The 25582-nt window shown below is 70.5% G+C and carries 25 protein-coding genes and 3 pseudogenes; 17 read left to right on the top strand and 11 right to left on the bottom strand.

Features of this window, described 5'->3' with window-relative positions; translation table 11 throughout:
- Positions 1-139: 139 nt before the first annotated feature.
- Positions 140-343, top strand: coding sequence for a cold-shock protein (locus ACFY7H_RS05040; protein ID WP_069920952.1), 204 nt, complete (start codon positions 140-142; stop codon positions 341-343).
- Positions 344-658: 315 nt separating this feature from the next.
- A complete protein-coding gene (locus ACFY7H_RS05035) occupies positions 659-2173 on the top strand; it encodes a DEAD/DEAH box helicase (RefSeq protein WP_388933189.1) in 1515 nt (504 codons plus the stop codon).
- Between the two features lie 396 nt (positions 2174-2569).
- On the opposite strand, the gene ACFY7H_RS05030 is transcribed toward ACFY7H_RS05035, so the two are convergent.
- Positions 2570-2929, bottom strand: coding sequence for a hypothetical protein (locus ACFY7H_RS05030; RefSeq protein ID WP_388933186.1), 360 nt, complete (start codon positions 2927-2929; stop codon positions 2570-2572).
- Between the two features lie 36 nt (positions 2930-2965).
- A pseudogene (locus ACFY7H_RS05025) lies at positions 2966-3237 on the bottom strand (hypothetical protein).
- Positions 3238-4054: 817 nt separating this feature from the next.
- On the opposite strand from ACFY7H_RS05025, the gene ACFY7H_RS05020 reads away from it, so the two are divergent.
- Positions 4055-4411: a MerR family transcriptional regulator gene (locus ACFY7H_RS05020; RefSeq protein ID WP_388933184.1), complete on the top strand. Its 357-nt coding sequence runs from the start codon at positions 4055-4057 to the stop codon at positions 4409-4411.
- A 228-nt stretch (positions 4412-4639) separates the two neighbouring features.
- Here the strand turns inward: ACFY7H_RS05020 and ACFY7H_RS05015 are convergent.
- Positions 4640-5225: pseudogene (locus ACFY7H_RS05015) on the bottom strand (hemolysin III family protein).
- A 418-nt stretch (positions 5226-5643) separates the two neighbouring features.
- Between ACFY7H_RS05015 and ACFY7H_RS05010 the strand changes: the two are divergent.
- Positions 5644-6204, top strand: a complete 561-nt coding sequence (locus ACFY7H_RS05010; protein WP_388933181.1) for a hypothetical protein — start codon at positions 5644-5646, stop codon at positions 6202-6204.
- A 133-nt stretch (positions 6205-6337) separates the two neighbouring features.
- Here the strand turns inward: ACFY7H_RS05010 and ACFY7H_RS05005 are convergent, their stop codons facing one another.
- Both ACFY7H_RS05005 and ACFY7H_RS05000 read right to left on the bottom strand, forming a co-directional pair.
- Positions 6338-6814 carry a cupin domain-containing protein gene (locus ACFY7H_RS05005; protein ID WP_388933179.1) on the bottom strand — a complete coding sequence of 159 codons (477 nt, stop codon included), beginning with the start codon at positions 6812-6814 and terminating at the stop codon, positions 6338-6340.
- Between the two features lie 264 nt (positions 6815-7078).
- Positions 7079-8227, bottom strand: a complete 1149-nt coding sequence (locus ACFY7H_RS05000; RefSeq protein ID WP_388933177.1) for a magnesium and cobalt transport protein CorA — start codon at positions 8225-8227, stop codon at positions 7079-7081.
- A gap of 537 nt (positions 8228-8764) precedes the next feature.
- Here ACFY7H_RS05000 and ACFY7H_RS04995 point away from each other — a divergent pair.
- Positions 8765-10693: a hypothetical protein gene (locus ACFY7H_RS04995; RefSeq protein ID WP_388933175.1), complete on the top strand. Its 1929-nt coding sequence runs from the start codon at positions 8765-8767 to the stop codon at positions 10691-10693.
- A gap of 579 nt (positions 10694-11272) precedes the next feature.
- Here ACFY7H_RS04995 and ACFY7H_RS04990 read toward each other — a convergent pair.
- Entirely contained in the window at positions 11273-11779 is a 507-nt protein-coding gene (locus ACFY7H_RS04990; protein ID WP_388933172.1) for a MarR family winged helix-turn-helix transcriptional regulator, read from the bottom strand.
- Positions 11780-11894: 115 nt separating this feature from the next.
- Between ACFY7H_RS04990 and ACFY7H_RS04985 the strand changes: the two genes are divergently transcribed.
- The 3 genes from ACFY7H_RS04985 (at position 11895) to ACFY7H_RS04975 (ending at position 14132) form a co-directional block, all read left to right on the top strand.
- Entirely contained in the window at positions 11895-13133 is a 1239-nt protein-coding gene (locus ACFY7H_RS04985; protein ID WP_388933169.1) for an MFS transporter, read from the top strand.
- Between the two features lie 76 nt (positions 13134-13209).
- Positions 13210-13737, top strand: coding sequence for a cupin domain-containing protein (locus tag ACFY7H_RS04980; RefSeq protein ID WP_388933166.1), 528 nt, complete (start codon positions 13210-13212; stop codon positions 13735-13737).
- Entirely contained in the window at positions 13734-14132 is a 399-nt protein-coding gene (locus ACFY7H_RS04975; RefSeq protein WP_388933164.1) for a VOC family protein, read from the top strand. Before ACFY7H_RS04980 ends, ACFY7H_RS04975 begins: the two co-directional genes overlap by 4 nt.
- A gap of 178 nt (positions 14133-14310) precedes the next feature.
- Here the strand turns inward: ACFY7H_RS04975 and ACFY7H_RS04970 are convergent.
- The 3 genes and pseudogenes from ACFY7H_RS04970 to ACFY7H_RS04960 form a co-directional block, all read right to left on the bottom strand.
- Positions 14311-14499: pseudogene (locus tag ACFY7H_RS04970) on the bottom strand (TetR/AcrR family transcriptional regulator); the annotation flags it as partial.
- Positions 14500-14676: 177 nt separating this feature from the next.
- The gene (locus ACFY7H_RS04965; protein ID WP_388933162.1) at positions 14677-15096 is read right to left on the bottom strand and encodes a hypothetical protein; all 420 of its coding nucleotides are present in this window, start codon (positions 15094-15096) and stop codon (positions 14677-14679) included.
- Positions 15097-15221: 125 nt separating this feature from the next.
- Positions 15222-15911, bottom strand: coding sequence for a helix-turn-helix domain-containing protein (locus ACFY7H_RS04960; protein WP_388933160.1), 690 nt, complete (start codon positions 15909-15911; stop codon positions 15222-15224).
- Between the two features lie 373 nt (positions 15912-16284).
- Between ACFY7H_RS04960 and ACFY7H_RS04955 the strand changes: the two genes are divergently transcribed.
- The 4 genes from ACFY7H_RS04955 to ACFY7H_RS04940 all read left to right on the top strand — a co-directional run bounded on the left by ACFY7H_RS04955 (position 16285) and on the right by ACFY7H_RS04940 (position 19874).
- Positions 16285-17550, top strand: a complete 1266-nt coding sequence (locus tag ACFY7H_RS04955; protein WP_388933157.1) for an ice-binding family protein — start codon at positions 16285-16287, stop codon at positions 17548-17550.
- A gap of 383 nt (positions 17551-17933) precedes the next feature.
- The gene (locus ACFY7H_RS04950; protein ID WP_388933155.1) at positions 17934-18473 is read left to right on the top strand and encodes a DUF5819 family protein; all 540 of its coding nucleotides are present in this window, start codon (positions 17934-17936) and stop codon (positions 18471-18473) included.
- On the top strand, positions 18460-19524 hold the full coding sequence (locus ACFY7H_RS04945) for an HTTM domain-containing protein (RefSeq protein ID WP_388933153.1): 1065 nt from the start codon (positions 18460-18462) through the stop codon (positions 19522-19524). The genes ACFY7H_RS04950 and ACFY7H_RS04945 overlap by 14 nt, the downstream gene beginning before the upstream one ends.
- 149 nt (positions 19525-19673) lie before the next feature.
- Entirely contained in the window at positions 19674-19874 is a 201-nt protein-coding gene (locus ACFY7H_RS04940) for a hypothetical protein (RefSeq protein WP_388933151.1), read from the top strand.
- 69 nt (positions 19875-19943) lie between these two features.
- Here ACFY7H_RS04940 and ACFY7H_RS04935 read toward each other — a convergent pair whose 3' ends face one another.
- On the bottom strand, positions 19944-20441 hold the full coding sequence (locus ACFY7H_RS04935) for a DUF5994 family protein (RefSeq protein WP_388933146.1): 498 nt from the start codon (positions 20439-20441) through the stop codon (positions 19944-19946).
- 584 nt (positions 20442-21025) lie between these two features.
- On the opposite strand from ACFY7H_RS04935, the gene ACFY7H_RS04930 reads away from it, so the two are divergent.
- The 5 genes from ACFY7H_RS04930 (at position 21026) to ACFY7H_RS04910 (ending at position 24429) form a co-directional block, all read left to right on the top strand.
- Positions 21026-21292, top strand: coding sequence for a hypothetical protein (locus ACFY7H_RS04930; RefSeq protein WP_388933143.1), 267 nt, complete (start codon positions 21026-21028; stop codon positions 21290-21292).
- Between the two features lie 312 nt (positions 21293-21604).
- The gene (locus ACFY7H_RS04925) at positions 21605-21808 is read left to right on the top strand and encodes a cold-shock protein (RefSeq protein WP_072489439.1); all 204 of its coding nucleotides are present in this window, start codon (positions 21605-21607) and stop codon (positions 21806-21808) included.
- A gap of 297 nt (positions 21809-22105) precedes the next feature.
- Positions 22106-23623: a DEAD/DEAH box helicase gene (locus ACFY7H_RS04920; protein ID WP_388933141.1), complete on the top strand. Its 1518-nt coding sequence runs from the start codon at positions 22106-22108 to the stop codon at positions 23621-23623.
- Between the two features lie 46 nt (positions 23624-23669).
- Complete coding sequence (locus ACFY7H_RS04915) at positions 23670-24068, top strand: CBS domain-containing protein (RefSeq protein ID WP_388933138.1); 399 nt, start codon at positions 23670-23672, stop codon at positions 24066-24068.
- Between the two features lie 49 nt (positions 24069-24117).
- Positions 24118-24429: an SCO5918 family protein gene (locus ACFY7H_RS04910; protein ID WP_388933136.1), complete on the top strand. Its 312-nt coding sequence runs from the start codon at positions 24118-24120 to the stop codon at positions 24427-24429.
- 125 nt (positions 24430-24554) lie between these two features.
- Here ACFY7H_RS04910 and ACFY7H_RS04905 read toward each other — a convergent pair whose 3' ends face one another.
- Complete coding sequence (locus tag ACFY7H_RS04905) at positions 24555-24914, bottom strand: hypothetical protein (protein ID WP_388933134.1); 360 nt, start codon at positions 24912-24914, stop codon at positions 24555-24557.
- Between the last annotated feature and the right edge of the window lie 668 nt (positions 24915-25582).

Here is a 25582-nt window from a genome sequence, read left to right as displayed (position 1 = left end):
ACTTCAAGCGCCTCCAGCCGACCCTCGGGCCGCAGGAAGCGCTTCGTATTTCCCGGTATTTTCCGGGCGGGGCATCATCGCGGCGACACGGCGTCCGCACAGTGCAGACGTTGATGTATTGCCCCAAAGGAGATATGACATGGCTACTGGTACCGTCAAGTGGTTCAACGCGGAAAAGGGCTTCGGCTTCATCGAGCAGGACGGTGGCGGCGCTGACGTGTTCGCCCACTACTCGAACATCGCCGCCCAGGGCTTCCGCGAGCTGAACGAGGGCCAGAAGGTGTCCTTCGACATCGCGCAGGGCCAGAAGGGCCCGACGGCCGAGAACATCGTTCCCGCCTGACGCTGACACACATTCTGCAGCTGGGGCCCGCATCCCTCGGGGTGCGGGCCCCAGCTGCATGCGTTTCCCGCGGTGCGTTCACCCGCGGTATCAAGCATTGAGAGATCCGGCCGACTGGCCCTCTCGGACTGCACCCGATTTTTTTCCTTGGTTGCCGCGTCCGCATGACGCCACCTTATTTCAGCGTCTGAGCCCGACAGATTCCTGTCCGCCAGATCCGCTATCGCATTCCATTCGGCCCGTTCTCGCAATTCCGTGCGCCGCTCCTACGCTGCGGGAATTCCTTGATACGTGCCGCATCAGGGAAGGTTCCGCATGAACCCCGCACGTACGAACGAGCGCTCTTCTCGCACCCGCGGCCGCACCGGCGGCCCCGCTTTCGGCACCGGCGCCGGTTGGGGGCGGGGCAGCCGCTTCGGCTCGTCCGCCCCGAGCCGTTCCGGAGGTCCGAGCCGCTCGGGCGGCTACGGCCGCCGGCCCGCCGCGATCCAGGGCGAGTTCGCACCGCCGAAGACGATCACCCCCGCGCTGCCCGCCGTCGAGGCCTTCGCCGACCTCGACATACCGGCCCAGCTGCTCACCACGCTCACCCGTGAGGGCATGGCCACTCCGTTCCCGATCCAGGGCGCGACGCTGCCGAACTCCCTGGCGGGCCGTGACGTCCTGGGCCGCGGCCGTACCGGCTCCGGCAAGACCCTGGCCTTCGGCCTGGCCCTGCTGGCCCGTACCGCCGGCCAGAGCGCCGAGCCGGGTCAGCCGCTCGCGCTGGTCCTGGTCCCGACCCGCGAGCTCGCGCAGCAGGTCACCGACGCGCTCACCCCCTACGCCCGGGCGGTCAAGCTGCGCGTGGCCACCGTGGTCGGCGGGATGCCGATCGGCCGGCAGGCCACCGCGCTGCGCGGTGGCGCCGAGGTGGTCGTGGCCACTCCCGGCCGCCTCAAGGACCTCATCGACCGGGGTGACTGCCGGCTGAACCAGGTCGCCATCACCGTCCTGGACGAGGCCGACCAGATGGCCGACATGGGCTTCATGCCGCAGGTCACCGCCCTCCTGGACCAGGTACGCCCCGAGGGTCAGCGAATGCTGTTCTCCGCCACCCTCGACCGCAACGTCGACCTCCTGGTCCGCCGCTACCTGACCGACCCCGTCGTGCACTCCGTCGATCCCTCCCAGGGCGCGGTCACCACGATGGAGCACCACGTCCTGCACGTCCACGGTGCCGACAAGCAGCGGACGACGACGGAGATCGCGGCCCGCGAAGGCCGGGTGATCATGTTCCTGGACACCAAGCACGCCGTGGACCGCCTCACCCAGGAACTCCTCGACAGCGGGGTCCGCGCCGCCTCCTTGCACGGCGGGAAGTCCCAGCCGCAGCGCACCCGCACCCTCGCCCAGTTCAAGACCGGACACGTCACCGTCCTCGTCGCCACCAACGTGGCGGCCCGCGGCATCCACGTCGACAACCTCGACCTGGTCGTCAACGTGGACCCGCCGACCGACCCCAAGGACTACCTCCACCGCGGCGGCCGTACCGCCCGCGCCGGCGAGTCCGGCAGCGTCGTCACCCTCGTCACCCCCAACCAGCGCCGCGACATGACCCGCCTCATGGCGGCCGCCGGCATCACCCCCCTGACCACCCAGGTCCGCCCCGGCGACGAAGCCCTGAACCGCATCACCGGCGCCCAAGCACCCTCCGGCATCCCGGTCACCATCACCGCACCGGTGGCCGAGCGACCCAAGCGCAACACGGCCTCCCGCGGTCGGCGCCGGCCCATCTCGGCTGCCCGGCGCGCGAGCCTGCGACAGACCGCCTTCGACGCGGCGGCCTGAGAAGCAGGAGGCACCTTTTGACGCTGGACGCCAGGAAGCAGCCGGTCCACAGGTTTGTGACGACATGACCGTCGAGGTGGCCCCGGCCGTCATGACCAGCGCCCGCGCGGACCATCTGCTCGTCTGCGACGAGGAGGGTCTGTGCACCGGGCTGATCACCCATGCCTCCGCGCCATGACCCAGCTCGGCTTCACCTGCCGCAGCCTCCTCCGGGCCTCCGTGCCCACGCGCGCCCTCAGCCCGCTCCTGAAGGCGGCCGCGATGCTCGGGCACCCCGTTGCCGTCTGACCGGGCAGGACCGGCGCGAGCCGGGACGGCCACAGCGACGAGGGCCCGACCGGCACGTGCCGGTCGGGCCCTCCTTCGTACCGACGGCTTTCTCTGCGCGGCGCGGGGTCAGTGGTCGGAGTAGCTGAAGTCGCCCACGGTCCAGGCACTGACATCCGCGATCGAGACTCGATACATCCCACCCGTCTCCGGGATCCCCACCGTGCCCTGCAGGATGCGGGCCACATGGAAGTGCAGATGGGTTGGCGGCCCGTCCCGGCGAGTCGTGGTGGTGAAGACGCCGGAGAACTCGGCCAGACGGGGCGAGTCCGTCAGGACCTCCGACACCCGCTGTCTCCACACGGCTTCGGGGGCCAGCCGACCGGTGATGACGGCACCGCTGGTGACCACCGTCAGGGACATCTGGTTGCTCTGCCCGGACTCCACCAGGGTGGCGACATCAACGAGCAGCTGGTCAGGCTTCGACATGAGAGCCGATTCTATTCACCGGTCCTTCCGCCCGCTTCAGAGGTCGCGCCGGGCGGGAAGGGCACTCACCGTCTTCCCGCCGGAGGCCGGACGGGTGACCGCCGTCGCTCGGGCGAGTCGGTTGACCAGGGACCGGCCGAACCCCCCGGTGCCACCGTTCAAGGTGCGCACGCTCGGCGCAGGGCGTTCGTGACGAGCTCGGACACGACCAAGACCACGGTGTCCGCGGCTTCTGCGGCCATCGCCTGACCTGTAGTGCGAGCCGCTACCGGCTTGCTGGGCCGACCGCGGACGCTAGCTGTCCTCAGCACACCGGAAAATCTATACCCGCCGGAGTAGACATTGACCTGTGGCGTCGTTACAGTTTCTCTCGTAACGCAGAGAGACAGTAGGGCCTGGCAGAGACGAACTGCCGGGCAGCAGTACCCGCATTTGCAGTGCGCAGGACGGTGCGGTGGTGGAGTTTCGAAGCCAGAGCAGATGCAGGACGGCGACGGGGCTGACGACCGGACCGGGTGGCCCGCAGTGATCAGGGGCCGCCACAAGCAGTACCGCAGTAAGCGCAGTTCGCAGTGCCAGCAGTGAAGTCAGTGAGCAGCACCTCGGTGAAGGCGTCGGCTGCGGGCGCGCGCACCGGGAAGTTCGGCAGTGGGGTTCTAAGCCAGAGCAGATGCAGGATGGGCAACGGGGCTGGCTGCCGAAGAGTGGCGCTGGGTGAGGTCACTGAGCAGTTCGCAAAAGAAGTAGTACCAGCAGGGCAAGCAGTAACGCAGTTCCAGCAGTACAGCAGTGAGTGCAGTACCCCGCAGTGAGCAGTATCTCCCGTTGGGCAAGCAGTTGATCACCGAGGGAAGAACGGAGGAGCAGAGCACCATCAGGATCGCCCGGGCGGAAGTCTGAGCCCGGGTACCGCAGGACATCGATAGTGAGGTGGTCTCCGGTCAAGCAACCGCGATCCCCGCACTCCCGGCAGCAGCTTGGCCGGGTCGGCGGACACAGAAGGCCGGCGCAGGACTAGGGCCGGCAGATGGTGTAGCAGTTCCTTCGGGGCCCTGGTGCTGTACGCACCAGGGCCCCTCCGCACGTTCTCACCCGTTTTCTCCCCCTGTTTCGCAGTGAGGTGCGATGACAGCAGACGATTCGTTCGGCCGTCTCGACGACGACCACTACCCCGCCTACACGACGGGCCGGGCCGCCGAGATGCTCGGCACCACCCACGGCTTCCTCCGCGCCATCGGAGAGGCCCGCCTCATCACCCCGCTCCGCTCCGAGGGCGGCCACCGCCGCTACTCCCGCTACCAGCTGCGCACCGCCGCCCGCGCCCGGGAACTCGTCGACCAGGGCACCCCCATCGAGGCCGCCTGCCGCATCGTGATCCTCGAGGACCAGCTCGAAGAAGCGCAGCGCATCAACGCCGAATACCACCGCGTAGCCGAATCGTCCTGTCTGTCGGTCTCGGTCTCGGCCTCGGCCTCGGCCTGAGGTGAGTGTGCCCGTCACCCCGGCGCTTGTCCTGGTCGGTGCCGTGCCGGTCCAAGCATGTCTCAGGTCCCCGGCCCAGGGGTGTCGCGCGTTGACGTGTCCCGATCGGCGACATGGTCGAAGGTGTCGCCGCCGACGCGCGTCGCCGGTTCCAGTGCTGGAAGGAGCCGACCGGCGACGCGTCGGCCCCGCGGGGCCGGTCGGGCGCGCAGCAGGACATCGTCATGGTCAGCAGGCGACGAGGAAGATGGCGATGTAGTGCGCGGCGAATGCTGCCACGGTCAGGGCGTGGAACACCTCGTGATAGCCGAACCAGCGGGGTGAAGGGTCGGGGCGCTGGAGGGCGTACACCACCGCGCCCGCTGTAGAGGAGCCCGCCGGTCACGATCAGGGCGAGTACGGCCTCCCCTCCACTGTGCAGGAAGTCGGACAGGTAACGCACCGGTGCCCAGCCCAGCGCCAGGTAGCAGGGGGTGTACAGCCAGCGGGGAGCTCCGACCCACAGGACGCGGAAGGTGATTCCCGCCAGCGCGCCCGTCCACACGATCCACAGGAGGACGGACCTCTGGTCAGGGGGGAGAAGGAGCACGGCCAGCGGGGTACTGGTGCCTGCGATGATCAGGAAGATGTTGGCGTGGTCGAGGCGGCGCAGAACGGCCTCACCGAGTGGTCACCAGGTGCCGAGGTGGTAGACGGCACTCGTCCCGAAGAGCAGCCAGGCGGTGACGGAGTACACGCTGCAGGCCAAAGCGGCCTGCGGTGTCCCTGCCAGGCAGATGAGGACGATGCCCGCAGCCAGCGATGCGGGGACCATTCCTGCGTGAAGCCAGCCTCGTAGCTTGGGCTTGATCGGCTCCACCAGATCGGCCGCCCGCTCGACCAGGTCGGCAACGGGGTGGGAGTCCTCGCGTCCTCCGACCGTCGGTGCGGAATGAACACGACCGGCTTCGGCGTCGCCTCGGGACGCTGCTTCCCGTCCTGACTCGGACTGCTGGGCATCACTGGCCGCCATGTGTTCATGCTAGGAGCCTGCCCGGAGCGGCAAACCCGGAGGTCTGCCGCAGACCGCCGGACCGGCTTCGCCTGACGTGGCCGGTTCAGCCGCCCCATGGTTCCGGTCCTGACGGTCTGCCACCAACCGGGGCCCTGGAAGTCGTGTAATTCGACGGGCCATGGGAACGATCAGGGCTCCCGAACGGGTCTCTCCGCTCTCCTACGTTCAAGGAACGCCGATGCTTCCCGAGTTCCGCTCCCACGCATCCGTCCCCCTTTCCCATCAGCTGGAACAGCGGCTGGGACTGGACCCACGCCTCGAAGCCGGCCACATCGATGTGGAGCGCGTCGCGGACATCGCCGTCGTCGCATCGGCCCACTCCGACGGCTACGCGGCCACCGCACACCTCCTCGGGCTGCTGGCCGCTCTCCCCGCTCCCACCGCGGCCGGAGAACGCTTCTGGTCGGAGTTGTGGAGGTCCTCGGGCTCTCTCTACCTACTGCCCGCCAACATCAAGGCCTTCGTGCTGAGTTCCCTGTCCGGAGAAGGCACCGGTCTGGCCGGGCAGATCCTTTCGGCTGTCGACGAGATGACGCCGCCCCAGCGCATCGCAGCCGGAGAGGTCATCGGCCAGGCACTTGCCGAGTCCGACCACCTCCCCGACCTGAAAACGCAGGTCATCGGCGAACTGTGGCTCCGGGACCTCGAACTCACGGCCTGGCGCGTCCTGCACGCGGACCACAAATCAGCCGATCCGGCCGGGCGAAAAGCCTTCCTCGAGGCATGGACAAGTATCTGACCGGCAGCATCACCCGTTACCGCGGTCAGCCACAGCGAAGCCCCAGGTCAGCGACCTGGGGCTTGTTTGTTCTCCCGGTCAAGTTCACGCCGCACCGCTGACGCGTCCCTGCCGGCGCGATAGGCCTCGCCGGTCAGGCGTGCTCGTCCGATGGCTGCCGGGCAGGCTGGACCGACCAGTTCGGCGGCTCGTCGTTGCCCGAGTCCTCGTCGCGCTCCGCGTCGGCGGCCGTCCCATGGACCTTGCCCGAAGCGTGGTGGACCGGCGCGTACACGGCGTAGAGCTGCAGGGTTTCGTCACCGATGTTGGTGACGTTGTGCCAGGTGCCGGCGGGCACGAAGACCGCCCAGCCGTCCTCGACCTCCCGGTCGAAGTCGAGTCGATCCTTCGTGCGGCCCATCTGGACGCGGCCCCGGCCCGCGTCGAGCCGGAGGAACTGGTCGGTCTCCGGGTGCGCCTCCAAGCCGATGTCCTCACCCACCGGAATGGACATGAGGGTCAGTTGAAGGTACTTCCCGGACCAGGCGACCGCGCGATAGCTCGTGTTCTCGAGCGTCGCCTCCTCGAGGTCGAAGCTTTGAGGTTCCGGCCCGATGTCCTTGATGGTCATGCTTCTCTCCCGGTCGACGGAGGCGTTACACGGTCGCGGTCTAGCGTCGGCCCACATACCCCGTCCGCGGACTCCAGCACAGCCCGCCGGGCATCGGATACCGACAATGGCGGCATCGTCGGACCAGGACGCCCCCAGCGACCTAACGCCAAACCCCAGACCCGGGTCACTGGCGGGGACTAGGCCGGATTCCGCGGCGGTCGACGCGCCGACCCACGGAGCGACCGGGCGACACGGCTCCGGTCCGTCTCCCTCCCTACCGGTTCAGAGCCAGTCCCTGCGCTTGAAGACCACGTACAGACTGACGCACACCACGCCCATGAGCGCCAGGGCGAAGGGGTAGCCGGCGGCCCATTTGAGCTCGGGCATGTTCTCGAAGTTCATGCCGTAGATCGTGCCGACCAGGGTCGGGGCGAAGAGGATGGCGGCCCAGGAGGAGATCTTCTTGATCTCCTCGTTCTGCGCGTGGCTGGACTGGGCGAGCGCCTTCATCTCCTCGTTCTGCTGCTGGGTGACGAGCGTGGCGTTCACGGCGAGGATGTCCTGGAGCGCCAGGCGGAAACCGTCGACGCGTTCGCTGACGTGGGTGGCGTGGTCGGCGACGTCGCGCAGGTAGCGGCGCAGTTCCTCGTCGATGCCGTACTTCTCGAACCCGGCGGACAGTCCTTCGAGGATCCGGTTCAGCGGGCGGGTGGCGCGCTGGAACTCCACCATCTCCCGGGAGAGCTCGTAGATGCGGCGGGAGACCTTGGGGTCGCCGCGGAAGACCTCGGTCTCGATCTCGTCGACGTCGTTCTCCACGCCGGCCACCACGGGCGCGTAGCCGTCGACCACCGCGTCGAGGATCGCGTACAGCACCGCTTCGGGGCCCTGCTTGAGGAGGTCCGGGGCGTCCTCCATGCGGCGTCGGACGGCGGCCAGGTTGGGGGCGGCGCCGTGGCGGACGGTGATCACGAAGTCGGGTCCGACGAAGACGTGCAGCTCGCCGAAGTCGACCTCCTCGGCGTCGTCCAGGTACCGGGCGGCGCGCAGGACGACGAAGAGGGTGTCGCCGTAGCGTTCCAGCTTGGGGCGCTGGTGGGCCTCCAGGGCGTCCTCCACCGCCAGGGGGTGCAGGTCGAACTCCTCCGCCACGGATTGCAGCTCGGCCTCGGTCGGCCGGTGCAGGCCGATCCACGCCATGCCGCCGTCCGCTTCGCGCAGTGTGCCGAAGGTCTCGGTGAGCGAGTCGTGGGTGCTGGTGCGCACGCCGTCGCGGTAGATCGCGGCAGTGATGACGCTGGACCCGCGGGCCGCCCGCGGCTCGGCCGCCGCGGCCGGTCCGGGCCGGGCAGCGGTGGGGCGGGGAGGGGCGGGACGCTTGGCGGGCTTCTTGAACGCGCGCAGGGCACGCAGGGGACGGCGCTCGGACACGACGGAGTCCTTCCGCAGGCGGGGAGGAGAGGCGTTGGGGATGCACGGGGCACGCCGCCGACACCGCCTTCCGATCCGCCTAGGGGCAGGTCGTGGCGGTGTCCCGCGGCACGCGACTGGGAGGTTCACCACACATCGTGGATCTCACCTTCCTTTCGGTACGCACGGGACATAGGCCATCGAGCAGGGTATACCCGCCGGGTGAACGCTCCGGACCGGTGATCACCCGGCACGCACCCCTGACCACCGCGGCCGACCCGGTCGGCACGGGCCGACGCCATACGCGGAATGACTCGCGTGATACCTGTCAGGATTCTCTCCAAAGGCCAGGACGCCACCGCCACCGTGCGGTTAGTGTGCACGGCCATGGGAGATCTCGTACGGCCCCGGGCTTGGGCGGAACGGTCAACAGGTATGCCAGTGCTGCCGGGCGCACGGTCTTCCTGGCTCGATACGCTGCGCGCGCTCGTCGGAGAGCTGTCCGCCGACAGGGGACCGGCCTCCGGCGATCACGTGTCGTTGCCCGAGGGCGGCCGGTTGACGCGGCACCAGCTCCAGCGGTTCGTCCGGGCCGGACTGCTCTCCCGCGAGGAGTCGGCGTTCCGGCCGAGCACCGCCGCCCTCGCATGGCATCGAAGTGGCGACCCGGCTGTGCTGGTGGGCGCTCTGCACCACAACGTCAGGTTCGTGGGCGAGGCGCTGGACGCCCTCGCCTCCGGACCGCGCACGCATGAGCAGCTGCTCGACCTGGCCCGTGAGGAGTTCGACCTCCAGTGGGACACCCCGGCCCCCGTACGCGATCGGACCTCCTGGCTCGCGGTCACGGGGATGGTCGAACTGTTCGACCGGCATGTCCACCTGACCGAAGCCGGACGGCGCCTCCTGGCGGGCATCACCCTGGGCAGGCCCGAGCCCGACGGCACCGGCACCGTCGTACAGCTCGCTCCCCCCGCCAGAGCTGTCGCCCGCCTCGTCGAACGGCTCGACGAGACGGCTCTCCGGGCACGGGGGGACGGCGCGAACCTCTACATACCCGGCACCTCCGCCCATGGCGGCGCGCTCGACTCGCTCCAGGTGCTCATCGAGGCGTCCATGCCGTCGATCAGCGACGCGGAGTTCGTACGGTTCGTGCAGAGCACCTTCCCCAAGGTTAGAACGGCAGCCACGGCACGTACCGCGAAGGACGCGCTGAAGGCTCTCGGCCTCATCGAGCGGACATCGTCGGAGAGCTGGGCCGCCACGCCGGCCGCCGTCGCCTGGGTCGAATCGGGGGAACCTCTGGACCTCGCACGCACCGTTCACGCTGCCATCGCCTTCTTCGGTGAGGTACTGGGCGAGCTCGACACGGCGGACCGGACCACGACCGGCAGGCTCGCGGAGCGGAGCGTGCACTACCTGCCCAACCGTGAGAAGCCGCTGTCCCGGAGCGCGGTCAACACCCGGCTGAACCTGCTGGAGGCCTGCGGACTCGTCACCCGGCTCTCCCAGACCGCCTACCGTACGACGGCGCTCGGGCGGGCGTTCATGGCGTCGCTGCCCTGCCTCCCCGCGGACGACTCCCCATCATGGACACCGGCCGACGACGTCGAGGGCGCGAGCCCGGACGGCGGAGGTCCTTCCGGCGGCACACAGCGGTCCGCCGGGCGGGCGTCGGACATCGCGGCGGAACTCGAGAGCGCGGCACGGGACAGTGCGAACCCCAAGCGACTGGAGAAGGCCGCGGTGGTCGCGTTGGGCTACCTCGGCATGCCCGGCAAGCACGTCGGCGGCAACGGAACCGTGGACGGCATCGTTCGGTTCGGCATCGGCGCGGACTCCCGGATCCTGGCCGTCGAGGCGAAGACGTCATCCACGGGTCCCGTGGTGAACCAGCCGTTGTTCGGTCTGGCGGAACACCGGGCGGAGATCGGGGCGCACGTTCACCTTCTCATCGGCCCGGGATTCGAACGTCGCATGCTCAAGGAGGCCGACGACGACCCCCGGATCGCCGTCATCGACACCGGACTGCTCGCCGAAGCCGTCCGCCGGCAGGAACAGACTCCCCTCACCCTGGCCCAGCTGGAGGTCCTCGTCGATCCGGCCCTTCCTGCGGCCGCGCGCGGAGACGCCCTGCGCGGGCAGTGGGAGGCGCAGGAGATCCGTGGCCGGCTCGAGTACGCGCTCGTCGACATCCTGAACGTGGAGGCGGAGGACCCGCTCGAGGAGGGCGGCTGGCTCGACCTCACCTCGGTCCGCCGCGAGCTCCGCACCCGCGGGTACCGCGTCGGGGCGGACGCGGTCGTGGAAGCCCTCGAGTTCCTGGCCTCGGACCGCATCGGAGTGCTGCAACGCTCCGAGCAGCACTACCGCTGTACCGCCAGTGTGCACACGGCGGGGCAGCGCATCCGGGCCCTCGGGCACCAGTGGGCGGCAGCCGCGGCACTCCATCGGCGCAGCCGCTCCGGCGGGGAGGCCGACCGGGCGTAGACGGCCCGCGCAGGGGTCCCGGGCTCAGCGGCGCAAGGCGGTCTCCCGCTCCAGACGCGACGGCACGCCAGTGCCCACGAGGCGTACTACGCCGCCAAGAACACCCACGCGGGTTCACCGAGGCGCTGTCGCGGCGGCTGCGGCCCCAGGGGGTCCGGTCATCTCCCTGTTCCCGCCCGACTTCGACAGCTCCGGCGACATCCTGTCCCCGGAGTGGGACGCCGTCGCGCGCGATGGGCGATCTCCGGTCGCGGCCCAGTCGTTGCTCGACTGCGTCACCTTCGCGATCCAGCAGCCCAGGGACTGCTTCATCAGCGCGTTCCACTTCGAGTCATGGAGCCCCGCCGCCTCCTGAGCCTGCCCCTAGGTTGTCTCTTTCGGATCTTGCCGGTCAAGCCCGCGGCGTCTGGTGCGGTGCCTCGCAAGGCGGAGGCACAGCGCGCGCACTGGACGTACTCGGCTGTGCCGACAACGCGGCGAGGTGCCGTGCCAGACGTCGCGGGTCTGGGGGCACCTCCCAGCGGTAGCTGGGGGAGCAAGATCCGGAAGAGACGGCCTAGGCCGAAACGGGGACGGCCGTCACTTGATGCTGGTGTCGCCGAGGGTCTCCAGTACCTGCCGGAGGCCCTCGGCGGTCTTCGCGACCAGGTCGCGGTCCACGTCGACGAGCAGCCGTGCGTAGTTCGCCAGATGGTCGGCGAAGGCGGCCCGGGTGACCTCGTGTCCGTGTTCCGTGAGGCGGATCTTGATGGTGCGCCGGTCGTCGTCCTCGCGCACCCGCTCGACCAGGCCCTTGGCCTCCATCCTGTCGATGCGGTTGGTGATCGCACCGGAGGTCACCATGGATGCCTTGAGGAAGGCCCCGGCCGTGAGGGCGTAGGGCGGCCCGGAGCGCTGCAGCGTGGTGAGCACGTCGAACTCGCCGTGCTCCACTCCGTGCGCGGCGGCGGAAGCCTTGGCGGACTTGTCGACGACCCGGGCCAGCCGCTGGATCCGGGCGAAGAGTTCCACCGGCCAGAGGTCCTCCGCCACGTCGGGGCGCTCCTTGACCCACTGACCGATGATCGCGTCCACGGCGTCGCTCATCCGGTACTCCTCTCAATGGACATCTTCTCAACGTTCAGATACTTGACGCTGAGAGAGTCGAGCTGATTTTATCTCAACGTTGAGATTATCAAGGCTGAACGACAGGAGTGAGCCGGTGTCCCCGACCCTGCCCCGCCACGCCGTGCGGACCCCGCCCTCCGCGGCCGACGCGCCGGCTCATCGGCGCCATGTCCCCGTCGTATGGCTGGCCTTGCTGGCCACTCCGCTCGCCGCGAGCGCCAACAGCCCGGTCCTGATCCTCCCCGGCATGGCCGGCTCGCTCGGCGTCCGCACCGCCACGGCGACCTGGCTGGTGACCGTGTTCGCCTGGGCCATCGCCGTCGGCACCCCGCTGATGGCGGGCCTGCTGCGCCGCCGCGGGCTGGGCAGCGTGCTCCGGCTGAGCGCGGTCCTGGTCGTGGCCGGCACCGCGGTCGTCGCCGTGGCGCCCTGGCTGCCCGTGGCCATGGCGGGCAGGGCGGCCCAGGCGGCGGGCGGCGCCGGTCTGGTCACCGCGGCGATGAGCCTGGCCGGCTCGGTCCGCCGGATGGGCGTGATCTCGGCGGGCTTCGGAACGCTGGGGGCGGTCGGGCCGCTGCTCGGTTCGACGATCGCGGACTCGGCCTCCTGGCGGGTGTCCCTCGCCGTCGGGGCGGTCGCGCTCCTCGCCGTTCCCGCCGTCATGCGCCGCGCCGACCTGTCCGCCCCGCGACAGAGCACCCCCTTCGACGGCCGGGGAGCCGGCCTGCTGGCCCTGACGGCGACGGCCCTGGTCCTCATCCCGCGCTACCCGCTCGCGGCGGTGTCCGCCTCGTCGGTCATGGCCGTGCTGCTGGCCCTGCACATCCGGTCCCGCCCCACGGGCTTCGTCCCGGCATCGCTGCTGCGCAGCCGGACGTTCGTCCCCTCCGCCGCGCTCGCCTGCACCCTGGCCACCTCGTACTTCACGCTGCTCTTCACCGTCCCCCAGCTGCTGCGCGACCGTACCGACTGGCCGATCGCCGCCATAGGCACCGGTCAGCTGGTCGCCCTCCTCGCGGGCTCGGTGCTCTCCATGGCGCTGGCCGCCGCCTCGGCCCGGATGAGCCGCCCGCGCGTGCTGACCGTCCTGCTCACGACCGGAGCACTGGCCCCGCTCACCGCGGCACTGACCCCCTGGCCGCCCTTGCTCCTGCCGGTCGCGGCGCTCGCCGTCCTCGCGACGAGCGCGGGCCAGGCGACGCTCGCGGTGTACGCCACCCGGGCCGCGCCGCCCGCCCAACGCCCTACGGCGATAGGGCTGTTCAACCTCTGCTACCAGCTCGGCGGCGCCTTCGGCCCGGCGATCGCGGTCCTGGTCGCACCAGGCGGCTGAAAGGCCCGCCCGGCCTCCGACGCGACACCCGTGACGACCTGTACGGCCACCACCCACCACCCACCACCCTAGGATCATGATCATGAACGAAGCGACACCCGCCGTGCCCGCGTCCCAGACTCCTCCGGCGGCGGTGCTCACCCGCCACGCGGATGCCGAGACCTGTGCCGACCCGAGCAGCGTGATGACCCTCCTGGCCGACTCTGACGGCACGGAAGGCGGCATCACGAGCTACCGGTCCACCTTCGCCGAGGGCGCGGTGGGAGCGCCGGCCCACTTCCACACCCGGGCGACAGAACTGTTCTTCGTGATCAGCGGAGCCCTGCAGGTTCTGGTGGGCGAGGAGGTCACCATCCTGAAGGAGGGCGACTTCCTCGCGGTGCCGCCCCACACGCCGCACGCCTTCGCGGCCGCCCCGGGCTGTGAGGCGGACGTCCTCTTCGTCTTCACCCCCGGCATGGGCAGGTTCGACTACCTGCGCCTGCTCGGCCGGGTGATGCGCGGCGAGGCGGACCCGAAGGAGATCGCCGAGTCCTCGGAGCGCTTCGACAACCACTATGTCGACAGCCCCGTCTGGCGTGCCGCCCTGGAGCGTTCCGCGTGATCGACTCCGCGACCCCGATCCGGGTCGCACGGCCCTCGCGGGACCTCGCCGCCGCCGAACGCTTCTACAAGGACGGCCTCGGCCTGACCGTCCTGTGGCGGACGACCGAGCGCGTGCCGGGCGAGCACGACCTGCTGATGCTCGGCCCGGCCGGCGGCACCTGGCACTTCGAGCTGACGCACGACCCGGACAACCCGATGGAGCCGACCCCGACGGTGGACGACCTGTTCGTCGTCTACCTCGGCAAGCCGGTGGACCACGCCCTGATCGACCGCCTCACGGAGGCCGGCGGCACCCGGCTCCCGGCCCACAACCCGTACTGGGACGAGCACGGGGTCACGGTCGCCGACCCGGACGGCTACCGCCTCGTGCTGTGCTCACGCACCTGGGGATGAACGGCGTCCGGTGCCGACCGGAGCGGGCGCCCTCCGCGTGCCGCCCGGCCGACCCGCATGACGGCCGGAGCGCACGTTCGCCGTCCCGCGCGTCCCCGCCGTGCCGGACCGGCCGGCCCTCGGAACGCACGTCGTCCACATCCCATCCGCCCGTCGGCCCCGGGCGGCGCCCCCGGCGTCAGGCCCGTCCCGTTCCCCTCCCGGGCGTCCCGGCGGGCGTGAAGATCCGGTCCAGGTGGTGACGGAGCACCGCGACCGTGGCCTCCGGACTCCGCTGGCCCACGAGGATGCTGGTGCCCATGGTCGCCGTCATCGCCAGCAGGCTGATCGCCTCCGTGCGCGCGTCGGCGCCCGGGTCGGCCAGGCCCACCGACGTCGACTCCCTCGACCCCGCCGCGGCCGACGCATAGGGACACGGCAGGGAGCAACGCCGTCGCGCCGGCGGCGCCCGCTCCCCGCCTTGTGCGCGGTCTTCTTGCCCCTGCCCATCGCCTTACCCATCGCCGGCCACCCTTCGGAGGTCGTGGGCCGGCATGTGGCGGGGCTACCGGGGTTCCGGTCGATGCCTGAACGGGTTGAGCCGCCTGCGGCGCTCGCCCTCCGGGTGGGGCTCACGCACACCCGACACCTCTGGGCCGCCGGTGTCACGCCGGTTCACGACGTCTGCGCGGTCGTCGTAGTCGGCGGCGGCTGTCCCCCGGCGCGCCCCGCGTCCGGGGCGTGCGTCATGGCTGCGGTGAGAGGCACGGCGGGCACCGGCCACGACAAGGCTCAACCCGAGCAGGGCCACTGCCCCCACGACGATGCCGTAGAGGAAGAGGGTGCCCGTGGAGCCGGTGACGTGGTAGTCGAATACGGAGAATCCGCTGGTCAGCTGGTGGGCGGTGCCGTCGTTGGTGAGGACACCGGCCACGCCGACGACCAGCGCGGCGATCAGGAGGACGAGTCCGAACATGACGAGCATGGCGCGCTCCAGAGGTCTGGTGGCTGCTTCTCCACGGTAGGACCGTCCCGCCCGGGAAGCCACACACCCGCGTCGTCGCACGGCCCCCACGCCGGGGGCGCCTACGACCCACCCGGCACCGCTCCTCAGGGCGCCGCCCGGAATTCCGTGCCGACGTATGTCTTCACCACTTCGGCCGGGAACTCGCGGGTGCTGTCGGGGCTGAGCGCCTGGACCTGCAAATGGGCATACATATCGCCGAAGAGATGCACATCGGATTGCTTCTCCAGGTAGAGGTCACTGGTGAACCTCTCCAGATCCACCACGCTCACATCGGTGGCGTCGGAGAATTCGAGCAGCGAGAACTGTCCGGACACGCCCGGGTGCGCCCCCACCTCGTGAGGGAGGACCTGCACGGTGACGTGCGGCTGGGCACCGAGGCTGTTCAGATGCTCCACCTGTTCGCGCATGACCTCGCGGCTGCCCACGACACGCCGCAGTGCCGCTTCGTCCAGCACGGCCCATAAGCGCAGCGGGTTGCCGGGGGGCCAGCCGGCGCTGGCGTCGCAGCCGTACCTGGAGGCGGGTGACGGCCGGGCCAACCGCATCGGGTCGTCGACGAGCCTCGTGTCCTGGACCGCGTACAACCGGCACAGATCGCGGACGTCGCGGGGCTTGACGAGGCGGCGGCCGTTCTCCAGAAGGCTGATCTTCGGCTGCGAGATCAGCAGGCGCTCCGCCACCTGCCGCGTCGTCATGCCGCTGGTCTGCCGGAGCCGGCGTAGTTCCGATCCCTGTCGGCGCCTGCTGACGGTGGGGTTGTCATTGACGCCCACGGGGTGTGCGTTCCTCCGCTCCGAGAACCTGCTCCGGCGAGCAGACTGCCATGGGGCGGGGGGCAGTTGGAGCCGCCTCGGCACCGTGTCTCGCACCGGATTCGGTCACTCTCGCCGGCATCGTCGCCTCACGAATCCTCACCGCCCGGGCCGCGGACACGCGGGATCACCATTTCCCCACACGGCCCATTAAATCCGTTCGGCTGCTTGCACTATTCACCCGTAGAGGCGAATGCCGGAGGGCGAAGAAATCGCCGGACAAATCCCAGGCCTTTTGCAGGTTGCTGCGTAATATGCCAGCGGCAGTGAGACGGCCCTATGCGGCCGAGACCATCAGATACGCCACCATCCATTCACAGGAGTTGGCCCCTCGATGACGCTGAAAATCTCTGGCGCGGCGCTCAAGCGCACGACGCCTGTCTGGATCGCGACGGCACTGGCCACGGTGATCGCCTCTGCCGTGGTCGCCGTGACGCCGATCCGGGCGCATGCGATCGCAACACCCGTACCTCTGGGCACAGCCGCCAGCTTCGCCGTGCTGGCCGGCTCGGAAATCACCAACACCGGCCCCTCGGTGATCACCGGCGACCTCGGGGTGAGCCCGGGGACCGCCATCAGCGGATTTCCGCCCGGCACCGTGAACGGCACCGTGCACGCCGGCCCGGTCGACCCCGTGGGCCTCCAGGCCAAGAGCGACCTGGTCGTGGCGTACAACAACGCCGCCGGGCAGTCCACGGACGCGATCCTTCCCCCGGACGCCGGAGGCCTGACGCTGGTTCCGGGTGTGTACACCGCCCCGTCCACCCTCGGACTCACCGGCACGCTCACCCTGGACGCCCAGGGCGACCCCAGCGCCGTGTGGGTGTTCCAGGTCGGTTCGGCACTGACGACGGCGAGCTCCAGCAGCGTGTCCCTCATCAACGGGGCCTCGCCGTGCAACGTGTTCTGGCAGATCGGCAGTTCGGCCACGCTCGGCACCGAGACCGACTTCATCGGCACCATCATGGCCCTCACCTCCATCACTCTGACCACGGGTGCGGACATCGACGGACGGGCGCTGGCCCGCGACGGCGCGGTGACCATGGACACCAACGTGATCAACCGCGGATCGTGTGCCGGCGGCACCACCGGCGGCACGACGACGGGTGGCACGACGACGGGTGGCACGACGACCGGCGGCCCCACGACCGGTGGCACCACTACGGGAGGCACCACGACCGGTGGCGTCCTCGGCGGCGTTCTCGGGGGCACGACGACGGGTGGCACCAACGGCGGTCTTCTCGGCGGCGTGCTCGGCGGCGTGACGACGAGCGGTGGTCTCATCTCGGGTACCACCACGAGTGGCGTCACGGGCGCGACGACGGGCGGGACCAACGGTGGCGTGACCGGCGGCATTCCCAAGCCGCCCCCCGGCAAGCCCGGCAAGCCCGGATGGCCCGGCTGGCCGGACAAGCCCGGATGGCCCGGACACGACGGGCACGACGGCCCCGGCGGACCCGGACACGACGGGCACGACGGCCCGGGCGGCCCCGGTCACGACGGCCCCGGCGGACCCGGACACGACGGGCACGAAAAGCCGGGCCGGCCCGACCACGGGGATCAGCACGGCGAGCACGACGGCCCGGGCCGCGACGGGTGAACACTCCGCACACAGGGCGGACCGAGGACGGTGAGTCGCGCGTGGCTCCCGCGGGGGCCTGCACGGCCAGGCGGTCACGCGTGACACACCAGTAGGACGGGGGTGCGCGGCGGACCGTCCTCGGTTCCGCCGCGCGCCGCTCGCGCAAGCCGGAAGGATCGGATGGATGAACAGTCGGGATGGGAAGGCCGGGTGGGGTCGTGCCGAGTGGCGTCACTTCAGCGGACGTGGAGGGAACGGAGCACTCAGGAGCCGAGCCGGCGGGGAAGGGCCGTGACGGTGGTCCGGAATCGGTCTCGGGTGACCGCGGGGCGCGACGCCCGCCGCCCGGGCCGGGAACAGCAGCCGTCATCGTGCTGTGCCTGGCGGCCACGCTGATCCATGTGCTCGTGGTCTTCCTGCACGTGGCTCCGGCGAACGTCGTCTCACAGCTGTACAGCGGGCCGGTCAACGCATGGGTCTATCCGCTCTTCGAGCAGAACTGGCGCCTCTTCGCCCCGGACCCGGAGTCGGTCAACCGGCAGATCTCGGCGAGGACCAGGCACACCGCCCCTGACGGCAGCGTGCGGACGAGCGGCTGGTTCGACCTGAGCGCCGTGGACAAGTCCGCCGTCGAGCACAACGCCTTCCCGAGCCACACGGCGCAGAACATGCTCCGCCGCTCCTGGAGTTCCTACCTCGAAGCGTTCGGCGGTGACGACGAGCCGCATTCGGAGCGTGCCGTCATGATGCGGACGTACCTGCGCAACATCGCGGCGGCCCGCGTCGCCGCCCACCGGCGCGGCCCCTTCGACTCCATCCAGCTTCGGGTGATCACGCTCCCCGTCGCCGCTCCGACGGCCTCGGGCGCTGCCCGCCCGGCCGCCCCCATCGACACCCGTTACCTGCCCTGGTGGAAGGTGGCCCCCCATGGAACGGACTGACCCGGCACCGGCACCGGCAGGGCAGCGCGTACTCGACCGGATGAGCATGCTCATCGCCCTCCTCGTCGACCGGCCGGTCTCCTTGTACGCCGCCGCGGTCCTGCGCATCGGGTACGGGCTGCTCTACCTCGTCTTCCTGTTGCGCGAGTTTCCGCACCGCGACGAGATCTGGGGCCCGGGATCGCCCTGGACGCCCGCGCTGGCCCGGCAGCTGTTCGACCAGACCGAGTGGTTCAGCGTCCTCACGCTGTCCGACAGCCGGGCGTACTTCGAGACCTGCTACGCGGCTGCCGTCGTGACGTCCGCCCTGTTCATGCTGGGATGGCGCACCAGAGCGGTGTCCGTGCTGTTCGCGGTCGTGGTGGCGTCGTTCCACGCCCGGGCGGTCTTCATGACGGACGGAGGCGACAACCTCTTCCTCCTCATGGCCGTGTACCTCGTCTTCACCGCGTGCGGCCGCCGCTGGTCGCTGGACGCACGCAGGAAGGCGGGCGCGGCGGTGGACGGCGACCGGCACCGGCGCCGGTTCCGCGAGTTCCGCGACACCGCGAGCACCGTGCTGCACAACTGCGGCATGTTCGTCATCGCCGCCCAGGTCTGCTTCCTCTACGGATGCGCCGGCCTCTACAAGGTGCAGGGCGGCTCCTGGGGCAACGGCACCGCCCTCCACTACGTGCTGAACCTCGACCTCTTCCGCCCGTGGCCCGCGCTGTCCCTCCTGTTGGACGAACACCCGGTCGCGGTGGCCATCGCCGGTTACCTGACGGTGCTGCTGCAGGTCGCGTTCCCGTTCGTCCTGTTCGGCAGGCTCAAGTACCCCGTCCTGCTCATGCTGGTGAGCCTGCACCTCGGGATCGCGGTCCTCCTGGGGCTTCCGGTCTTCTCCGGAGTGATGATCGTCGCGGACGCCGTGTTCCTTCCCGACCGCTTCTACCGGTCCTTGGGGAGCCTGTGGCCGAAGACCTTCCCGCCGGGAGGCTCCTGGACGACGCGGCTCCGGTTCCGGAGGGAATCCGCCCTGGTGCCGAACCAGCCCGGTCCGGCCGGCTGAACCCCTGGGCCGTCACCCGGGTGCCCCGTATCGGAGTCGACGTGATGCGGTCCGCCACGGTGCGTGTGAGCGTGGTCCGGGAGGGATCCGATCCCCCGCACGACGATCCCCGCACGACGGATCCCCGCACGACAGAAGGAGTCACGGTCATGGGCGGTGCGCGGCACAAGCGTCAGGAGCCGGGCAACGGGAGCGAGGCACAGGGGCACCAGCGTCCCGGCGACCCCGCGCACCCCCAGCCAGGCAAGCAGTCCCGTGAACGGGGACGAGAGCAGGGGCGGAAGGAGACCCCTCGCCGCGGTGAGGACGACCTGCTGCGCGAAGAAGACCTCCACGACGAGTCGATGTGACCGGAAGACCGTCCCGGGGGCCGCCCACCACGTCCTGGGTGCGCCGCTCACGGATGTCCGCCCTCCGGATCATGCGGGTTCCCCCTGCCCGGATTCGGGAGCGGGCCCGGGCGCCACGAGGATCTCGGCGGCCGAGGTGACGTTGTCGGCGCGGACCGCGCGGGCCATGGCGGCGCGTGCGGCGTCCGGCGTGGTGCCGGGCGGTACCACCAGCAGCGCGAAGTGGTCCTTGTCGCCGCGGGTGATGAGGACGGTGTCGTCTCCGACGGGGTCGGTGTCGAGGTGGACGACGCGGTCGTCGACGACCAGACGGGCCGGCAGGCCGTTCCAGGCCGAGGCGTCCAGGGCCACGCGGGTGATGGGTCCGAGGTGCTCGGTCAGCGCGCCGATCAGCGCGGGGAGCTCGCTCTCGACGTCGCGCGAACGCGGCCACCACGCGCCGTCCAGGACTCCTTCCCGGGTGTGCGTGGTCGCCAGCCGCAGCAGGGCCGTACCGGGCCGGACCGCGGAATGGATCGCGTCCGGCAGCAGCATCGGGGACGTGCGCGGGGTGTCGGCGTCAGCCATCATGGGTCCGCCCGTCTGCGGAAGTCCGCGGAGTACGGCCACGTCCGGCCCGGACCGGCGCCGAGACCCGTGGTGGCGCCCGCCGGCGGACGCGGCACTGCCGTCCTCTTCACGGTACCCCCGCCGCCGGATCGCCGCCCGGCCCGAACGCCCCGGCACCGCCCTCGGAAAATGCCTGGTCGCGGCGGGTGGGAGTGTGCCGGGCGAGCGTACAGTGGGAGCACCGGGAGCACTTCGCACACCGGCTCCGCGCGGGTGTCGTTTCCGGGGATCACGAAGAACCGGGCTGCCGACGGGCGGCCCGGGGGCAGGTCGCACCATGACCACCGCCACCGACCGGACCGCACCCCGCGACCTCGCCGGCGAGCTCCGGGCGGCAGTGTCCTGACCGCCGGCACGCGGGTGGCCAACGAGGCCGCCATCGGCCGCGGCATACGCGATGCCGGGAACCAGGAGGACGTCCGGGAGGCCGAGGGCGGGGCCCGCACAGTGCGCTCCGGGCACCTCGTCTGAGGGCGACGGGCCCTCCCCGTACCCGGGAACACCCGGCGGTGATCACCGCCCCTGACGGAAGGACACCCCCCTTGGACCCCCACGAGACAGAAGCGCTCCCGGTGGCCGGAAACGCCGAGGTCCGGATCGTCGCCGCCAGCCCCGAGGCGGCCCGCGCGGTAGCGGAAGTACTGCGCCGCTGCTTCGACGCGACGGAACAGCGCAGCTACCCCGCCCCGGGCGGGGGTACCCGGCTCCACCTCACCGTCGACACCGAGGCCGTCGCCGGGCCCGCCCGCTCCTGGCTGGACACCAGCAGATCCTCCACCGATGTCGGCGCCCGGGCCGAGGAGAACTGACCGGCCCCGGCAGGACCCTCCCCGCCGGGAATGAATACCTGTCTTCGCGGCCGGAGAATTTGACGGCCGCCGCAGGGAGAGTTTTTACGGGCACCACGCCGGGGAAAATGTTCGACCCACGCGATCGGTCATGGCGTGCTACTGTCGAAGTCAGTTGCAGTTTTGGTACCCAAAAACTTCAAGCGCCTCCGCCCGGCTACGGCCGGACGGAAGCGCTTCGTATTTCCGGTCATTTTCCGGTCGGGGCATCATCGCGGCGACACGGCATCCGTAAAGCGCGGATTCCGAGGCAATGCCCAAAGGAGATATGACATGGCTACTGGCACCGTGAAGTGGTTCAACGCGGAAAAGGGTTTCGGCTTCATCGAGCAGGACGGTGGCGGCGCTGACGTGTTCGCCCACTTCTCGAACATCGCCGCCCAGGGCTTCCGTGAGCTCCAGGAGGGCCAGAAGGTGTCCTTCGACATCGCGCAGGGCCAGAAGGGCCCGACGGCCGAGAACATCGTTTCTGCCTGACGCTCACGCACATTTTGCAGCTGGGGCCCGCATCCCTCGGGGTGCGGGCCCCAGCTGCACGCTTTTCCGCAGTGGTTCCACCCGGGATCCGAGGGAACAGCCTCCCCGGAGCCTCACCCGCTCCGCCGGTGCGCCGGATCCATTTCCGTGCGCCATCCCCGTCCCCCCGCGCCGACACGAATTTCCCCGTGATCCGCGTTCGCTTTCGCATTCCATTCGGTCCGTGCCTGCGATTCTCCGCACCGTTCTTCCACTGCGGGAATTCCTTGATGCGTACCGTATCCAGGAAGGTTCTGAATGAACCCCGCACGCACGAACAGCCGCTCCTCCCGCAGCCGCCGCCACACCGGCGGCCACTCGTACGACTCCGGCGCGGCACCCGTCCGGGGCGGCCGCTCCGGTTCGTCCGCCCCGAGCCGTTCCGGCGCTCCCGGCCGCTCCGCCGGCTACGGCCGGCGCGGCTCCTCGGCGTCGGGCGAGTTCGCCCTGCCGAAGACGATCACCCCGGCGCTGCCCTCCGTCGAGGCCTTCGCCGACCTCGACATGCCCAAGGAGCTCCTGGCCGCGCTCTCCGCGCAGGGCGTGACCGTCCCGTTCCCGATCCAGGGCGCGACGCTGCCCAACACCCTCGCGGGCCGCGACGTCCTCGGCCGCGGCCGTACCGGCTCCGGCAAGACCCTGGCCTTCGGCCTGGCCCTGCTGGCCCGTACCGCCGGTCAGCGTGCCGAACCGCATCAGCCGCTGGCCCTGGTCCTGGTCCCGACCCGGGAGCTCGCCCAGCAGGTCACCGACGCCCTGACCCCCTACGCCCGCGCCGTGAGGCTGCGCCTGGCCACCGTCGTCGGCGGGATGCCGATCGGCCGGCAGGCCACCGCGCTGCGCGGTGGCGCCGAGGTGGTCGTGGCCACTCCCGGCCGCCTCAAGGACCTCATCGACCGGGGTGACTGCCGGCTGAACCAGGTCGCCATCACCGTCCTGGACGAGGCCGACCAGATGGCCGACATGGGCTTCATGCCGCAGGTCACCGCCCTCCTGGACCAGGTACGCCCCGAGGGTCAGCGAATGCTGTTCTCCGCCACCCTCGACCGCAACGTCGACCTCCTGGTCCGCCGCTACCTGACCGACCCCGTCGTGCACTCCGTCGATCCCTCCCAGGGCGCAGTGACCACGATGGAGCACCACGTCCTGCACGTCCACGGTGCCGACAAGCAGCGGACGACGACGGAGATCGCGGCCCGCGAAGGCCGGGTGATCATGTTCCTGGACACCAAGCACGCCGTGGACCGCCTCACCCAGGAACTCCTCGACAGCGGGGTCCGCGCCGCCTCCTTGCACGGCGGGAAGTCCCAGCCGCAGCGCACCCGCACCCTCGCCCAGTTCAAGACCGGACACGTCACCGTCCTCGTCGCCACCAACGTGGCGGCCCGCGGCATCCACGTCGACAACCTCGACCTGGTCGTCAACGTGGACCCGCCGACCGACCCCAAGGACTACCTCCACCGCGGCGGCCGTACCGCCCGCGCCGGCGAGTCCGGCAGCGTCGTCACCCTCGTCACCCCCAACCAGCGCCGCGACATGACCCGCCTCATGGCGGCCGCCGGCATCACCCCCCTGACCACCCAGGTCCGCTCCGGTGAGGAAGCGCTCAGCCGGATCACCGGCGCCCGGACCCCCTCCGGCATCCCCGTGACGATCACCGCGCCGGCGCCCGCACGGCCGAAGCGCGGCACGTCGTCCGCCCGCGGCCGGCGCGGCCCCGGTTCGACGTCCCGGCGCCTGGGCGCGAGGCAGGCCGCGTTCGACGCGGCGGCCTGAACACCGCGTGATCCGAAGGTTCATCCATCTCTGCAGGAGGCACGTCGTGACGCTGGTCCAGACGCAACCCCGCCCGGCGAACGCCGCCCCGCTGCACCTGCCGGTGGCCGAAGCCATGGACACGACCGGACCGCGGGTCCATGACGACATGACCGTCGAGGTGGCCCTGTCCGTCATGGCCAGTGCCCTCACCGGCCACCTGAGCGTCACCGACGACGACGGCGTGTGCACCGGGCTGGTCACGCGGGCGCAGCTCACCGCCGTCCGCGCGAGCTCCGCCTACTCGGACCGGCTCCGGCTGCGCGACCTCACCGGCGACGGCGGGCCCTCCGCCCCGCCGGCCACCCCGGCGGCCGGGCGCGCCCCGCGCCACCGCCCGCTCGTCGCCCGGTGCCCGGGGGACGGCCAGGACAGTGCCCGGGGGCTCCTCGCCCCCGTCCGCTGAGCCGCCTCACCGCGGCGGAACCATCTCCCCTTCTCCCCTGTGAGGCATCGTGCGCTGTGTCATCGCCCGCTTCCCGTTCGAACTCACCAAGAGTGGTGTCCTGGCCTCCATGAAGGGCATCAAGCCCGAGGAGGTGACGGGTGAGTCGGTGATCGTCGGCCGCCGCACCTACCCGGTCAAGCAGGTCGGCCAGGTCATCACCCGCCAGGACCGCCGCGACTTCAGCGCCGCCGAAGTCGTCCGGGCCCTGACCAAGCTCGGGTTCACCTGCCGGAGCCTGCCGCGCAGCCCCGCGCCCACGCGGGCCGCCGACGCGTTCGAGCACGCCTCCGCGATGCTCGGCGTCCCGGCGATCGCGTGACCGTCTGACAGTACGGCCACGAGCCGGGGAGGAGCGCGAGCCGACCCCGGACAGCCAGGAGGGCCCCACCGGCACACGCCGGTGGGGCCCTCTCGCGTACGGGTGGGGTTGCGCGCGACGCGGGGTCAGTGATCGGAGTAGCTGAAGTCGCCCATGGTCCAGGCGCTGACGTTCTCGATCGAGACGCGGTACATGCCCCCCGTCTCCGGGATCCCCACCGTGCCCTGGAGAATCCGGGCCATGTGGAAGTGGAGGTGCGTGGGCGGTCCTTCGCTCCGCGTCCTGGCGGTGAAGACGCCGGAGAACTCGCCCAGGCTGGACGAGTCGGCCAGGACCTCCGACACCCGTTGCCGCCACACGGCCTCGGGAGCCAGCCGGCCGGTGATGACAGTTCCGCCGGTGACCACGGTCAGGGACATCTGATTGCTCTGCCCGGACTCCACCAGGGTGGCGACGTCAACGAGCAGCTCGTCAGGCTTCGACATGAAAGCCGATCCTATGCCCGTGCGCGGGGCCCGCGGAGTGCGGTCGCGCACTCCGGCCACCACCGCGACCGGCGGCGACGGCCCCGACCTCCCGTGCCCCTCTCCGGGCGCTGCCGATTTCCTCACCGCCGGACGGGCAAAAATCTGCACTCGCCGGAGTAGACATTGACCGGTGGGCTGGCTATGGTTTCTCTCGTAGCCCAGAGAGACAAAGAGGCCTGGCAGAGACGAACTGCCGGTCAGCAGTATGTGCGGAGCGGTACGGTGGTGGAGTTCCGAAGCCAGGTTTTCGCAGGACGGCGACGGGACTGACCGCCGGACCGGGTGGCCCGCAGTGATCAGGGGCCGCCACGGCGGGACCGCAGTCATGGCAGGAGCGGTCCCGCGAGCAGTTCGCGGTACGAGTTCGCAGTACGCAGTACCCCCGTGGTAGGTAGTGATCAAGAGGAAGAACGGAGGAACCCACGCCATCAGGATCGCCCGGGACGAAGTCGAGCCCGGGTACCGCAGGACATCGATAGTGAGGTGGTCTCCGGTCAGGCAACAGCGATCCCCGCGCCTCCGACAGCAGCCAGGTCGGATCCGCGGACACAGAACGCCGGCGCAGTATCAGGGCCGGCAGGTGGTGTAGTAGTTCCTTCGGGGCCCTGGTGCCGTACGGCACCAGG

The organism is Streptomyces sp. NPDC012794 (assembly GCF_042901085.1).
Classification (GTDB): Bacteria; Actinomycetota; Actinomycetes; order Streptomycetales; family Streptomycetaceae; genus Streptomyces.
The sequence above is the reverse complement of the archived record's forward strand: the minus strand, read 5'-3'. Positions and strand labels throughout refer to the sequence as shown.

Coding starts and splice junctions, on each gene's coding strand:
- ACFY7H_RS05040 (WP_069920952.1), top strand. CDS start 140: ATGGCTACTGGTACCGTCAAGTGGTTCAACGCGGAAAAGGGCTTCGGC.
- ACFY7H_RS05035 (WP_388933189.1), top strand. CDS start 659: ATGAACCCCGCACGTACGAACGAGCGCTCTTCTCGCACCCGCGGCCGC.
- ACFY7H_RS05030 (WP_388933186.1), bottom strand. CDS start 2,929: ATGTCGAAGCCTGACCAGCTGCTCGTTGATGTCGCCACCCTGGTGGAG.
- ACFY7H_RS05020 (WP_388933184.1), top strand. CDS start 4,055: ATGACAGCAGACGATTCGTTCGGCCGTCTCGACGACGACCACTACCCC.
- ACFY7H_RS05010 (WP_388933181.1), top strand. CDS start 5,644: ATGCTTCCCGAGTTCCGCTCCCACGCATCCGTCCCCCTTTCCCATCAG.
- ACFY7H_RS05005 (WP_388933179.1), bottom strand. CDS start 6,814: ATGACCATCAAGGACATCGGGCCGGAACCTCAAAGCTTCGACCTCGAG.
- ACFY7H_RS04990 (WP_388933172.1), bottom strand. CDS start 11,779: ATGAGCGACGCCGTGGACGCGATCATCGGTCAGTGGGTCAAGGAGCGC.
- ACFY7H_RS04980 (WP_388933166.1), top strand. CDS start 13,210: ATGATCATGAACGAAGCGACACCCGCCGTGCCCGCGTCCCAGACTCCT.
- ACFY7H_RS04965 (WP_388933162.1), bottom strand. CDS start 15,096: ATGCTCGTCATGTTCGGACTCGTCCTCCTGATCGCCGCGCTGGTCGTC.
- ACFY7H_RS04955 (WP_388933157.1), top strand. CDS start 16,285: ATGACGCTGAAAATCTCTGGCGCGGCGCTCAAGCGCACGACGCCTGTC.
- ACFY7H_RS04945 (WP_388933153.1), top strand. CDS start 18,460: ATGGAACGGACTGACCCGGCACCGGCACCGGCAGGGCAGCGCGTACTC.
- ACFY7H_RS04940 (WP_388933151.1), top strand. CDS start 19,674: ATGGGCGGTGCGCGGCACAAGCGTCAGGAGCCGGGCAACGGGAGCGAG.
- ACFY7H_RS04935 (WP_388933146.1), bottom strand. CDS start 20,441: ATGGCTGACGCCGACACCCCGCGCACGTCCCCGATGCTGCTGCCGGAC.
- ACFY7H_RS04925 (WP_072489439.1), top strand. CDS start 21,605: ATGGCTACTGGCACCGTGAAGTGGTTCAACGCGGAAAAGGGTTTCGGC.
- ACFY7H_RS04920 (WP_388933141.1), top strand. CDS start 22,106: ATGAACCCCGCACGCACGAACAGCCGCTCCTCCCGCAGCCGCCGCCAC.
- ACFY7H_RS04905 (WP_388933134.1), bottom strand. CDS start 24,914: ATGTCGAAGCCTGACGAGCTGCTCGTTGACGTCGCCACCCTGGTGGAG.